The 13,169-nt window shown below is 40.2% G+C and carries 12 protein-coding genes; all 12 read left to right on the forward strand.

Translation table 11 applies throughout. The features are described from left to right. Positions 1–662: 662 nt before the first annotated feature. Positions 663–1,943: an EF-P 5-aminopentanol modification-associated protein YfmF gene (yfmF, locus tag JOD18_RS08160; protein WP_338029508.1), complete on the forward strand. Its 1,281-nt coding sequence runs from the start codon at positions 663–665 to the stop codon at positions 1,941–1,943. Continuing rightward, positions 1,933–3,228 (forward strand): EF-P 5-aminopentanol modification-associated protein YfmH, encoded by a 1,296-nt coding sequence (gene yfmH, locus JOD18_RS08165; protein ID WP_204668463.1) that lies wholly within the window; start codon positions 1,933–1,935, stop codon positions 3,226–3,228. The genes yfmF and yfmH overlap by 11 nt, the downstream gene beginning before the upstream one ends. Continuing rightward, positions 3,228–3,944, forward strand: a complete 717-nt coding sequence (ymfI, locus tag JOD18_RS08170; RefSeq protein ID WP_204668464.1) for an elongation factor P 5-aminopentanone reductase — start codon at positions 3,228–3,230, stop codon at positions 3,942–3,944. Before yfmH ends, ymfI begins: the two co-directional genes overlap by 1 nt. Positions 3,945–4,027: 83 nt before the next feature. Beyond that, positions 4,028–4,282, forward strand: coding sequence for a DUF3243 domain-containing protein (locus JOD18_RS08175; protein ID WP_204668465.1), 255 nt, complete (start codon positions 4,028–4,030; stop codon positions 4,280–4,282). A gap of 476 nt (positions 4,283–4,758) precedes the next feature. Beyond that, entirely contained in the window at positions 4,759–5,661 is a 903-nt protein-coding gene (locus JOD18_RS08180) for a helix-turn-helix domain-containing protein (protein WP_204668466.1), read from the forward strand. A 72-nt stretch (positions 5,662–5,733) separates the two neighbouring features. Beyond that, positions 5,734–6,306, forward strand: a complete 573-nt coding sequence (pgsA, locus tag JOD18_RS08185; RefSeq protein ID WP_204668556.1) for a CDP-diacylglycerol--glycerol-3-phosphate 3-phosphatidyltransferase — start codon at positions 5,734–5,736, stop codon at positions 6,304–6,306. Beyond that, entirely contained in the window at positions 6,306–7,559 is a 1,254-nt protein-coding gene (locus tag JOD18_RS08190) for a competence/damage-inducible protein A (RefSeq protein WP_204668467.1), read from the forward strand. The genes pgsA and JOD18_RS08190 overlap by 1 nt, the downstream gene beginning before the upstream one ends. Before the next feature lie 176 nt (positions 7,560–7,735). After that, positions 7,736–8,782 (forward strand): recombinase RecA, encoded by a 1,047-nt coding sequence (gene recA / locus JOD18_RS08195; protein ID WP_204668468.1) that lies wholly within the window; start codon positions 7,736–7,738, stop codon positions 8,780–8,782. 206 nt (positions 8,783–8,988) lie between these two features. After that, positions 8,989–10,548: a ribonuclease Y gene (gene rny, locus JOD18_RS08200; RefSeq protein ID WP_204668469.1), complete on the forward strand. Its 1,560-nt coding sequence runs from the start codon at positions 8,989–8,991 to the stop codon at positions 10,546–10,548. A gap of 116 nt (positions 10,549–10,664) precedes the next feature. Beyond that, positions 10,665–11,462: a TIGR00282 family metallophosphoesterase gene (locus tag JOD18_RS08205; protein ID WP_204668470.1), complete on the forward strand. Its 798-nt coding sequence runs from the start codon at positions 10,665–10,667 to the stop codon at positions 11,460–11,462. A 183-nt stretch (positions 11,463–11,645) separates the two neighbouring features. Beyond that, positions 11,646–11,906 carry a stage V sporulation protein S gene (locus tag JOD18_RS08210; protein ID WP_204668471.1) on the forward strand — a complete coding sequence of 87 codons (261 nt, stop codon included), beginning with the start codon at positions 11,646–11,648 and terminating at the stop codon, positions 11,904–11,906. Positions 11,907–12,201: 295 nt separating this feature from the next. Next, complete coding sequence (locus tag JOD18_RS08215) at positions 12,202–13,122, forward strand: dipeptidase (RefSeq protein WP_204668472.1); 921 nt, start codon at positions 12,202–12,204, stop codon at positions 13,120–13,122. Positions 13,123–13,169: the final 47 nt, after the last annotated feature.

Below are 13,169 nucleotides of genomic sequence, written 5' to 3' on the forward strand. Positions count from 1 at the left end.
AGGTGCATGACTTATTCTTTTCAAATGGTTGAAAAGAGGTGACGTCAAGTAATCCATTTCTGTTGACCCCACTATGGCTACTTGATCTCTTCAAGTTCCAAAGAGTGGGCTTTTGATCAAATGCTGAGATTATATCTTAGCTGTTTAGGCTTTAAGGAGTGGGCTTTTGCAAAGATGCCAGCTTTATCTTATCTTTTCAAGCCCCCATAAGCCGCCTTTTATCCAGACAGCAAGGCTATCCCATCCTTACTTATTCTTGTTAAATGAGTATGGCTATTCTCATGTGTGAACATACCAACATTTTATGGCAGGAGCTGTTAGCGTTTTTTTGAAAATAAAAGAAAACTCATTATATTCCATTCTTCTCGCCATGATGTAACCGTTAACTACATTGAAAAATGGACAAAAATCGCCACAAGCATAAAGTGCTTTTCTTGGTTTTTCTTAGCAATTATTTTACAATGATAAGAGGCTGGCAATCAGGAGAAGTGCGTGTTCAAAAAAATCCGTTGAAAAAGAGCAAGAAAAGCAAGTTCACTCCATTATTCACGGCATCATTTTCATGAGATTTTTTGAACATCCTCTAGAAGCATAATTTTTGGCCTTATTTGATAGAATAAATGAAGACACAAAAATAATTGATTAAAAGGAGCCAAGTGACTGTGGATACACTAGAAAAAGTAATACCTAAAAATGGGTTTGATTTACACCTTCTACATACGAAGAAGTTTAAGACAATCCATCTGTCCATGAAGTTTACGACTAAGTTAACACGTGAGAATGTAACGAAACGGGCATTACTCCCATATGTATTACAACAGGGAACTGCAAATCTGCCAACGGCAACGAAACTCCGCCAGCGACTGGATGAATTGTATGGAACGGTGTTAGCGGTTGACACCAGTAAGAAAGGGGAGCATCATATTCTTACGGTTCGATTAGAACTGGCAAATGAACAGTATATTGCTGGTGAACAGAACCTCTTAGATAAAGGAATTCACTTCTTAAAAGAGTTATTATACCAGCCTAAATTAGAAGGTCAAGGGTTTGATCCGAAAATTGTCGAACGGGAGAAAGCCACACTTCAAAGTAAAATCGAGGCATTAAAAGAAGATAAGATGACCTTGGCTAATACTCGTATGATTGAAGAAATGTGTAAGGATGAAGCTTACCATTTACGTGTTACCGGCTATGAAGAGGACTTGTCTGCTATTTCTCCTGAAGACCTGTATCAATATTTTCAAGAAATACTGACAGAAGATCATTTAGATATGTTTGTCTTAGGAGATATTGAAGAATTGGCTGTAGAGGGGAAAGTGGAGGAATTGGTCATCCCTCGTCAGCAGGCTGCTATTACAAATACGACCTTAAACACAGTAGAGGAACAGCAAACCATTGTGGAATATGATGATATTAGTCAAGCTAAATTACATTTCGGCTATCGTACCAATATCACTTATAATGATGCAGAGTATCCGGCATTACACGTTTTTAATGGTTTATTTGGAGGTTTTCCAAGTTCTAAATTGTTTTTAAACGTCCGGGAAAAGAACAGTCTGGCTTATTATGCAGCGTCTCGAATTGAAAGCCATAAAGGTTTGATGTTTGTGTTTAGCGGTATTGCTCCAGGGCAATACCAACGGGCGAAAGACATTATCCTAGAACAAATGGAAGATATGCGGCAAGGGAATTTCACCGATGATGCACTGCATGAAACAATTGAAATGACCATTAATCAACTTCGTGAGACATTGGATAGTCCGCAAGGGATGATTGAACTGCACTATCAGCGGGTATTGGCGCAATCGACATTGTCTCCAGAACAATTACTAGAAAACGTACAACATGTCACTCGAGAACAGGTAATAGAAGTTGCCAATCAAGTACAACTGGACACCACCTATCTACTGACTAGTAAGGAGGCAAAAGCTGATGAAGCATAAGCATTATCAACAGATTGAAGAACATATTTATTCGGAGACCTTAGATAATGGGTTGCGTGTATATGTCCTGCCTAAGCAAGAAATGGCCAAAACCTATGCGATATTTACGACAAACTATGGGTCAATTGACCAGAGTTTTGTTCCATTAGGCAAAAGCGAGACAGAAACCGTGCCAGACGGTATCGCCCATTTTCTAGAACATAAATTATTTGAAAAAGAAGACAGGGATGTATTTCAAGATTTCTCAAAGGCGGGCGCTTCTGCAAATGCCTTTACGTCCTTTACAAAGACGGCCTATTTATTTTCAGCAACTTCCAAAATCAACGAAAATTTGACTACATTAATTGACTTTGTGCAGGATCCTTATTTCTCAGAAGCATCTGTGGAAAAAGAAAAAGGTATCATTACTCAGGAAATTAAAATGTATGATGATCAGCCGGATTGGCGTGCTTTTTTTGGAACGATCAAAAGCTTGTATCATCATCACCCGGTACAAATTGACATCGCAGGAACCGTGGAGTCGATCCAAGAGATTACCAAAGATGATCTCTATACGTGTTATCACACCTTTTATCATCCTAGTAATATGGTGTTGTTTATTGCAGGAAATGTGGATGCGGACGAAATCATGGCCTTAATTAAGGAAAACCAAGCTGGTAAAGAATTTGCGCCGCCAAGTGACATCGAGCGAAACTTCCCTGAGGAGCCGCAAACTGTGGCAGATAAAGAAGTTACAGTGAAGATGCCGGTATCTGTTCCTAAGGCATTGGTTGGAATCAAAGAACTGGAAATTCCTGAGGAGCCAGAGCAATTTATGCGGAAAGAATGGCTGACAGACATTATCCTTGATCACTTATTTTCGCGCAGCGGGGTTGCCTATGAACGTTTATATGAGACAGGGCTTATTGATCAATCCTTTAGCAGCGAAAATCATTTAGACCGTAATTTTGGTTTTTGTATTGTAGGAGGTAACACGAAAGAGCCAGAGAAATTGGCATCATTGATTAAGCAGGAATTACTAGACCTGTCTGCAGACTCTTTAACTGCTGAACATTTCGAACGAATTAAACGCAAAAAAATAGGCCAGTTGCTGCGTGCTATGAATTCGTTGGAGTTTATAGCTAATCAATATAGCCATTACCAATTATTAAATATTGATTTCTTTGATAGCATTACGTGGCTGGAAGAATTAACTTATGATGATGTCACTGCATTTCTGGACAGTTGGATTACAGAAGACCAATTATCTGTCTGTATGGTAAAAGGGGAAGAAACGGAACGATAATGGAGAAGAAGATTTTAATTACAGGAGCGAGCGGAGAAATTGGTCAGGCGATAGCCAAAGACTTGGCGAAAGCCGGCCACTCCTTGGTTTTACATTATCATAAGAATCAAACAGACATGGATCGGCTAACCAAACAAATTCCTGCAGATCAATGCTTGCAGGTTATACAGGCCGATTTGTCTACACCGGAAGGTTTGCAGCAGTTTTTATCAGTCTGTCCTCCTGATATCGATTACTATATTCATACCAGCGGCCAATCGGTTGTGGGTCTGTTTCAGGATATGCCAGATCAACAAATGGATGAGTTATTACATCTTCATATCAAGGCTCCATGGAGAATCACCCAGCACTTGATTCCCAGTATGATCCGGCAGCAGTCTGGCCGTATTGTCGTCATTTCTTCGATTTGGGGTGAGGTAGGAGCGAGTTGTGAGGTAGCGTATTCTACGGTCAAGGGGGCGCAGAATACCTTTGTGAAGGCATTAGCAAAGGAGTTAGGCCCAAGTCAAATCTATGTGAATGGCGTCAGTCCTGGTTTAATTGATACCAAGATGAATCAACACCTTGATCAACAAGAGAGAGACGCATTAATTGAAGAGATCGCCTTGCAACGTATTGGTTTGCCAGAAGATGTAGCAAGAGCGGTATGTTTTCTGTGTGAAGAACAGACACGTTATATCCAAGGAGAATTAATCAAGGTCGACGGTGGCTGGTAGAGAAATCGATTTTCCATTTGCATGCATAATTTATCGTAAATACCTCAAACTAAAGATGTATGTTGATAAGAGGAGGTATAATCATGTCTGTAATGGATAATTTCGAATCATGGAAAGATTTTTTAGGTGATCGTCTGCACGAGGCAAAAGATCAAGGGATGAGTAATAAAGCCATTTCTGAACTTGCTTTCGACATTGGTAATTACTTATCGACCGAAGTTCAAGCAGAAAATGAACAAGAACAGATCTTGCGCGACTTATGGAATGCAGCAGACGAGAAAGAACAGCACGCGATAGCTAATATCATGGTAAAGCTTGTACAAGACCAAGGAAAATAATCTAACACTTTGCCTGATAGAATGTCAGTGCACATACAGACCTGGCTGCAAGGGACTTTCCAGACAGCACCGGCAGGATATAAAGGCTTGGCAGTCTGCCAAGTCTGAGCGGCCTGCAGGTGAGAATTCTTCATATCCCGCTGAAACGCAGCAAGACTTACCAAGGTGTTAACGTCCGTTACCCTTTCCTGGTTTTGTACTGTAAGTTCAAGGCAAGGGAGCCAACGGACGGTTCACACTTGTGAAATATTCATTTCAAAAAAACACTTGAAATCTCTGACCTTATAAAACGCATTTTTAGTGTGAGTTATAAGGTTATTTGCTATTCTTGTCAAAATTCCTCGTATTTACACTTTTCAATCGAAATAATTTAAGATATGATATAGGGTATATATAATTGTAAAAAATGAAACGATTATGATAAAATAAACGTCTTAAATAGTATAGATTATAGAGTGATGGATGGTGTTTTTTTTATGGCGATTGGAGAAAGACTGAAACAAGAACGAGAACAGAAGAAAATGTCACTAGAAGAAGTACAGAAAGCGACGAAAATACAAGTACGCTATCTAAAAGCGATTGAAGAAGAGAAGTTTGAAGTAATGCCAGGTTCTTTCTACGTGCGGGCATTTATTAAAGAATATGCAACGGTTCTTGGGCTGAATCCAGATGAATTAATGGAAGAATATCGTAATGATTTACCATTCGATCAGAATGAGGAACAGGTTCAGTTATCACGTGTTAATACAAGTAAAAATACTACATCGACCAAAACACCAGTTGTTTTTTCCTTTATGCCGACGGTTATTGTTGTTTTATTGATTATTGGTATAGTTGTCCTCGTTTGGCTGTTTAAACAAGGCTTTTTCTCTGGGGATGATTCTAATACAAATCCAGTCGATAACAATAATTCAGCTGGAGAATCTGTGGTGATGAACCCTTCTCAAGATGAAAATGGGGATGGTGAAGGTCAAGAAGAAGCTCCTGCAGATGATGAAGGTAATGAAGAGGAAGAGGAGACAGCAGAAGAGGAAGAACAAGAACCTAGTACAGAGATATCTCTAGATAACTATGAAAACAATCAAGCTACCTACCAGTTAACAACAAATGAGGAACAGGTTGAATTAACCATTCAATCTTCTAACCAAAACTGGCTTCAAGTGGAAGATGCAGAAGGTGGAAACAGCTTCTATGCTGATGTGCTTACTGAGGGAACAAGTCCGTTCGAATTGGATATTTCCGATCTGAATGAACTGTACCTTCGTTTCGGTGAGCCGCAAAACATTACCATTGAAATTAATGGGCAGGAGATTCAATTGCCTGATGATATTCAAGCTTCACAAATTCAGGAGGCTTGGATCAGTATTGAAAAAGAATAACGATACGATCACATGTTATGAGCTGACTGTTTAGTCAGCTCGTTACATGCTTAAAGGAGTGATAGCTGCATGATGAATATACCTAACCGCATTACGATTTCTCGAATCATGTTGATTCCAATATTTATTTTTGTTCTATCCTATCCCTTTGATTGGGGAGTTTGGCATGTACAAGGACAAGACATTCCGGTTACACATGTTGTTGCTTTACTTATTTTTGCGGTAGCTTCTGCAACAGATTGGTTAGATGGTTATTATGCCAGAAAATATCATTTAATAACTAATTTGGGCAAATTTTTAGATCCAATGGCCGATAAATTATTGGTATCAGCTGCATTTATCTTATTAATTGCACTTGATATGGCACCTGCATGGGTGATTATCATTATTATCAGCCGTGAATTTGCAGTAACCGGATTACGTCTGGTGGCAGCCGGAGAAGGTACCGTATTAGCTGCTGGCAAATTAGGCAAGCTAAAAACCGTTTTACAAATCGTGGCAATTATTGTTTTGTTTTTACATAATGTGCCTTTCGGAAGTGTTCCAATGGATCAAATCTTGTTGTATGCAGCATTAATCATGACCGTGGTTTCCGGTATAGAATATTTTGTAAAAAATTGGCATGTGATGGGGGAGTCTAAGTAATGACAGAAATCAAAGCAGAATTAGTATCAGTAGGAACAGAACTTTTGTTGGGACAAATCGTTAACACCAATGCTGCCTGGATTTCACAACACTTAGCGGATAAAGGGATTTCTGTCTATTATCATTCGGTTGTCGGTGATAATTTTGACCGTTTAGCCGGTGTTTTTCAGCAGGCTGGCCGGAGATCAGATATTGTCTTGATTACAGGTGGTTTAGGGCCGACAGATGATGATTTAACGAGAGAAGCCTTTCAGCATATTTCAGGTTTGGAGATTGTGGAAGATCAGCAAACGATTGAGAAAATCGAATCCTTTTTTACCAAAAACAAGCGTGACATGACGCCAAATAATCGAAAACAGGCTCATATACTAAAAGGAGCTAAGGTAATTGATAACTCTGTAGGTATAGCGCCAGGCATTATTGTAGAACATGAGGGCACCATTTGGATATTTATGCCTGGGGTGCCTCGTGAAATGAAGGCGATCATGCTGGAAGGCATTCTTCCTTATTTGGCCGATCGTTTTGATCTGAATACGGTTATCCGTTCTCGTATGCTGCGATTTATTGGTATCGGTGAGTCACAGCTGGAACATGAACTGCGTGATATCATTGCCGCACAATCCAATCCTACGATTGCCCCTTTAGCTTCTGAGGGAGAGGTAGCCTTGCGCTTGACGGCTAAGGCAGCACAAGTAGAAGAAGCAGATCAGATGATCGATAAGACAGAAGCCATCATTGCTGAGAAAGTAGGTCAATTTTTATATGGTTATGATGAAGAAACAATTGATCTCAAAGTGTTCCAGCAATTGCAGGCCAAACAATCAACATTAGCCAGTGCCGAAAGTCTTACCGGTGGTGCCTTTGGTGCGGCAGTGGTGGGTAACCCAGGAGCATCTTCTATTTTTAATGGAGCAGCTGTTGTTTACCACTCACAAGCTAAGCAATCGGTGTTAGACATTCCAGAAGCACTGATTGAGAAATATGGAACAGTTAGTAAAGAATGCGCTGAAGCAATGGCACAAGCGGTGCGCAGTACGTTCCAATCAACATTTGGCATCAGTTTTACTGGTGTGGCAGGACCAGACTCGATCGAAGGAAAACGAGCTGGTACTGTCTATATATCTATCGCTGATGAATCCGGCTGTCAAACAAGAGATTTTCAATTTCATGGAGATCGGCAAACCGTTCGCGGCCGGGCAGTGAAAAAAGGTTTCGAGTTATTACATGCATATTTAAAAAAAGGTCGGGAATAAGTGAAAAGCATTTTTCTCAGTAATAATTTAAAGGGAAAAATGCTTTTCTTTGTAGGTATTATCCTTTTCATCAAGGAAAACGAATAAAAAAAGGGAACATTTATTCGATTTATTACTTGTGAAACGAAGCAAAAGATTGTAAGATAGTATTAGCAAGTATTGAAGGAGGAATCATTTTGAGTGATAGAAAACAGGCCTTAGATATGGCGTTAAAACAAATTGAAAAACAATTCGGCAAGGGATCCATCATGAAGCTGGGGGAACGGGCGGAACAGAAAGTGGCAACCGTCTCTAGCGGTTCGATAGCATTGGACGTAGCACTAGGTGTGGGCGGTTATCCACGTGGGCGTGTTATCGAAATATACGGACCGGAGTCTTCTGGTAAGACGACTGTGTCATTACATGCAATTGCAGAAGCACAGAAAAACGGGGGACAGGCAGCTTTTATTGATGCAGAGCATGCGCTGGATCCGGTATATGCCAGAAAGTTAGGTGTAGACGTAGATGAGCTGTTGCTTTCACAGCCGGATACTGGTGAGCAGGCGTTAGAAATTGCTGAAGCACTCGTGCGAAGCGGGGCGGTCGATATGCTCGTTATTGACTCGGTAGCTGCACTTGTGCCAAAGGCAGAGATTGAAGGAGATATGGGGGATTCTCATGTCGGTTTACAAGCACGTTTAATGTCACAAGCATTGCGAAAACTATCTGGTGCGATTAATAAATCAAAAACAACGGCTATCTTTATTAACCAAATCCGTGAAAAAGTGGGCGTTATGTTCGGTAATCCTGAGACCACACCAGGCGGCCGGGCGTTAAAATTTTACTCATCTGTCCGTTTAGAGGTGAGACGTGCTGAAACACTGAAAATCGGCAATGATATGGTAGGGAATAAGACACGTATTAAAGTTGTAAAGAATAAAGTCGCTCCTCCTTTTAAACAAGCAGAAGTGGACATTATGTATGGAGAAGGTATCTCGCGTGAAGGGGAGATCCTTGATATGGGTTCTGATCTGGACATCGTGTTAAAGAGTGGGGCGTGGTATTCCTACAATGAAGAGCGTCTTGGACAAGGCCGGGAAAATGCCAAACAGTTCCTGAAAGAAAACCCAATTGTTGCTGAAGAAATCTATCGTGCCATCAGAGAGCACTATAACATTCAGGATGACAATCATACAGCAGCAGAATCAGAAGAAGAATTACAAGACAGTTTGCTAGATGACTAAATGTATCGATAATAATCCATGGTCTTTGACACGGCCATGGATTATTCATTAGATAACTCTACATTCCTTGACATCCGTCTCATAGACGATTAAAATTAACATGTATAATTTCAAAATTAGTTATACATGTAATTATTTTAAAGTCTATGATTGTGTATACCGACTTAAAAAAGTAGTACAAGTTTATAGCAAGAGGAGGTGAACGAATGGATACAATCGCAGTTATCATCTCCATTTTGCTTGCATTTGTCGCTTTTGTTGTTGGTTATCTGATTCGGAAATCAATTGCTGAGAAAAAGATTTCGAGTGCAGAAGCATTAGCTCAACAGATAGTGGAAGAAGGCCGTAAGAACGCCGATGTGGCCAAGAAAGAAGCTTTACTAGAAGCCAAAGACGAGAACTACCAGATTCGTCAGCGTGCGGAAGAAGAGCTGAGAGAGCGTCGTGCCGAAATCCAGAAGCTTGAAAGTCGACTCATGCAGAAGGAAGAGAACCTGAATCGTAAAGACCAAACGTTAGATAAGCGTGAATTGATGTTAGAAAAGAAAGAAAGTTCGTTAGCAGACAAACAACAACAAATTGAAGAAATGGAAAGCAAAGTTGGAGCAATGTTAGGCGAGCAACAAGCAGAGTTAGAACGGATATCTGGCTACACAACAGACCAAGCAAAACAAATTATTTTACAACGTGTAGAAGAAGAGGTAACCCATGAATCCGCATTGCTCATTAAAGAAGCGGAAAATCGCGCCAAAGAGGAAGCAGATAAGAAAGCTAAAAATATTCTGTCTCTTGCTTTACAGCGATGTGCCGCAGATCATGTAGCTGAAACTACTGTTTCCGTTGTCAATCTACCAAACGATGAGATGAAAGGTAGAATCATCGGTCGTGAGGGTCGAAATATTCGAACACTTGAAACACTAACGGGAATTGATTTAATTATCGATGATACCCCAGAGGCTGTTATCTTATCTGGTTTTGACCCAATCCGTCGCGAAATTGCCCGATTAGCACTGGAGAAATTAGTGCAGGACGGACGAATTCACCCGGCAAGGATCGAAGAAATGGTAGATAAGTCAAGACGAGAAGTGGATGAACATATTCGAGATTACGGAGAGCAAACAACTTTCGAAGTAGGTGTTCATGGTCTACACCCGGATCTGGTTAAGATTTTAGGTCGTTTGAAATATCGTACAAGCTATGGTCAGAATGTGTTAAAGCATTCTACAGAAGTCGCTTACCTATCCGGTTTATTAGCTGCTGAGCTCGGTGAAGATCAAAACCTTGCTAGACGTGCAGGTCTCTTACATGATATTGGTAAAGCTATTGATCATGAAGTAGAAGGCAGCCATGTGGAGATCGGTAAGGAATTAGCAACCAAGTACAAGGAAAATCCTGTCGTGATTAATGCGATTGCGTCTCACCATGGAGATGAAGAGGCAACATCTGTTATTTCCGTTATTGTTGCTGCAGCTGATGCACTGTCCGCAGCGCGTCCTGGGGCAAGAAGTGAAACGTTAGAGAATTATATTAAGCGTTTAGAGAAATTAGAAGAGATTGCCGAATCGTTCAAAGGTGTGGAGAAATCATTCGCTATTCAGGCTGGTCGAGAAGTAAGGATTATTGTCAAACCAGATGAAATTGATGACGCAGAAGCTACCAAGGTAGCTAGAGATATTCGCAAGCGTATTGAAGAGGATTTGGATTATCCAGGACATATTAAAATTACTGTAATAAGAGAAACACGTTCTGTTGAATACGCAAAATAGAGAGGCTTTGATAGTCTCTCTATTTTTTGTGCGTTTTTCCTGCAAAAACATGTTTTGACATTTTTCTAATCCTATGTAAAACTATGATTAATTGAAAAGGAAAGGTAGAAACAGATATGAAAATTTTATTTATTGGTGATGTTGTAGGATCACCAGGCCGAGATATGGTGGCCGAATACCTGCCAAAATTAAAGGCAGCCCATCAGCCACATGTGACGATAGTGAACGGTGAGAATGCCGCTTCAGGTAAAGGGATAACCGAAAAAATATATAAAAACTTTTTGGAATGGGGCGTTCAAGCATTAACGATGGGAAACCATACATGGGATAAGCGTGATATCTTCCAATTTATTGATCAGGCCACTTATATGGCACGACCAGCTAACTTGCCTCCTGGCACACCAGGTAATGATATCGTTTATATCAAATCTAATGGTAAGGAGATAGCCGTTATTAACTTATTAGCCAGGACATTTATGCAGCCGGCAGACGATCCTTTTCGCAAAATAGATGATTTAGTAGCTGAGGCTAAGAAACGGACCAATATCATTTTTGTTGATTTTCATGGCGAAGCTACTAGTGAAAAACAGGCATTTGGCTGGTATAATGATGGGAAAGTAAGTGCTGTCGTAGGAACGCACACACATGTCCAAACAGCAGATGAACGAATTTTGCCTAAGGGTACTGCCTATATTACCGATGTCGGAATGACAGGGCCATATGATGAGATCCTTGGAACAGATAAAGAAGCAGTTATTAAGAAGTTTCTGACAGGCTTGCCAGTTCGCTTTGAGATTCCGAAGACAGGCAGAGCACAGCTGAGTGCCGTATTAATTGATATCGACGCCACTACTGGTAAGGCGAATGAAATGAAAAGAATTCAGATCAATGAGGATCATCCATTTTTCTCCTGATGGAGGTTGTTCAAGAAACTCGATAAAAATGACGTATCGATTTTTTGAACGCACACTAATCGTTTTACTCCCCCAAATAATTTGAATTTTTCTTGTGATTCCTTCATAATTAAAGTAATATCTTTCATTATTGTGAATATAGTAAAAGGGGAATGACATTAGCATTTGAAGGAGGTAGCAGAAATGGATGTATTAAAAGTTTCAGCAAAATCAAACCCTAATTCTGTAGCGGGCGCACTTGCAAATGTATTACGTGAACGAGGTTCGGCAGAGATTCAGGCTATAGGTGCTGGTGCACTTAACCAAGCAGTGAAGGCAGTGGCCATTGCGCGCGGGTTCGTTGCTCCAAGCGGAGTTGATCTTGTTTGTATTCCGGCTTTTACTGACATTATGATTGATAGTGAAGAACGTACAGCGATTAAGTTGATTGTAGAACCTAGATAAATGGAACGTAAGTTAGCCTGTTTGTTTTGGACAAACAGGCTTTTTTCACAATTAGAAAGCCTTAGTTTTTACTTATACTATAATCCATAAACTTTTATACTTTCCTGGTGTAAAAAAGAATTCTATCCAACAGATTTGTTTTTGCTGTGAAACGAACCATCAGAAAGTCTTTCACACATGCTTCCATCTGTTGATAGAAGGAATGCCAAAAATTTGATCATTTTCAATCGATTATGAGGAGGAAACTCTTGTTGATAGCAAGCTCATTTTCTGACAGTGAAAGGAGTTTGGTTAAATGATTGACTGTCATTGCGATGCGCTTTATAAAATGTGGAAATATCAGCTTGATTTTGAGCAAGATGATCAGCTAGATGTCAGTTACTCGAAATGGATACAGAGCCCTGTTCAGGTTCAGTGTTTTGCTATCTTTATCCCCCCTGATGTGCCAATGGAAGCCAAATTTGCTGCTGCACTGCAAATGGTTGACATCTTCTTTGAGAAGATTATCAAACCGTACCATAATGTCCATTTTATTCAAACCAGACAAGATCTCTTGCAGTTAAAGGATACCCAAAAAGGGGCTGTCTTGACGCTGGAAGGCTTAGACTGCATTGGTGCCGATTTGTATAAGCTGAGGATCTTATTGCATTTAGGGGTAAAGATGGTCGGGCTGTCATGGAACCATGCCAATATTGCAGTAGACGGTATAGAAGAGGAAAGAAAGGCTGGTTTAAGTCGTTTTGGTAAGGAAGTTATTGTACTGCTAAATACAGCTAAGGTTTGGACGGATCTCTCTCATATTTCGACAACCGGTTTTTATCAAGCACTCGAATTAGCAGACCATGTAATTGTTTCGCATGCCAACAGTTATTCGATTTGCCCCCATCAGAGAAACCTAACGGATCAGCAAGTAGAAGCGGTGGCGGCAAAAGGCGGACTCATTGGGGTAACCTTTGTTAAAGAGTTTGTAACAGAGCAAGAGAAAGCGACTATCCAACATTTGTTTGCCCATATTCGTTATTTATTGCAGATAGCTGGGGAAGAAGCTCTTGTATTTGGCTCAGATTTCGACGGTACTGATCAATTTATCGAACATGTTACTTCTATTGAGGACTATAACTATGTCCTGGCGTATTTGTCTGCCCATTTATCGCAAAAGCAATTAAATCAAATCAGCTGGCAAAATTTTGTGCGTGTTTTTCCATGTGAACAATAAATCGTTTTGTATTTATGTGTTATATCTACTATAATAGATGAAGTGGT

Source organism: Gracilibacillus alcaliphilus (assembly GCF_016909015.1).
Classification (GTDB): domain Bacteria; phylum Bacillota; class Bacilli; order Bacillales; family Amphibacillaceae; genus Gracilibacillus; species Gracilibacillus alcaliphilus.

What these genes read in the sequence shown, in the direction of transcription:
- yfmH (WP_204668463.1), top strand. Translation starts at nt 1,933, where the DNA reads ATGAAGCATAAGCATTATCAACAGATTGAAGAACATATTTATTCGGAG.
- ymfI (WP_204668464.1), top strand. Translation starts at nt 3,228, where the DNA reads ATGGAGAAGAAGATTTTAATTACAGGAGCGAGCGGAGAAATTGGTCAG.
- JOD18_RS08175 (WP_204668465.1), top strand. Translation starts at nt 4,028, where the DNA reads ATGTCTGTAATGGATAATTTCGAATCATGGAAAGATTTTTTAGGTGAT.
- JOD18_RS08180 (WP_204668466.1), top strand. Translation starts at nt 4,759, where the DNA reads ATGGCGATTGGAGAAAGACTGAAACAAGAACGAGAACAGAAGAAAATG.
- pgsA (WP_204668556.1), top strand. Translation starts at nt 5,734, where the DNA reads ATGAATATACCTAACCGCATTACGATTTCTCGAATCATGTTGATTCCA.
- JOD18_RS08190 (WP_204668467.1), top strand. Translation starts at nt 6,306, where the DNA reads ATGACAGAAATCAAAGCAGAATTAGTATCAGTAGGAACAGAACTTTTG.
- rny (WP_204668469.1), top strand. Translation starts at nt 8,989, where the DNA reads ATGGATACAATCGCAGTTATCATCTCCATTTTGCTTGCATTTGTCGCT.
- JOD18_RS08205 (WP_204668470.1), top strand. Translation starts at nt 10,665, where the DNA reads ATGAAAATTTTATTTATTGGTGATGTTGTAGGATCACCAGGCCGAGAT.
- JOD18_RS08210 (WP_204668471.1), top strand. Translation starts at nt 11,646, where the DNA reads ATGGATGTATTAAAAGTTTCAGCAAAATCAAACCCTAATTCTGTAGCG.
- JOD18_RS08215 (WP_204668472.1), top strand. Translation starts at nt 12,202, where the DNA reads ATGATTGACTGTCATTGCGATGCGCTTTATAAAATGTGGAAATATCAG.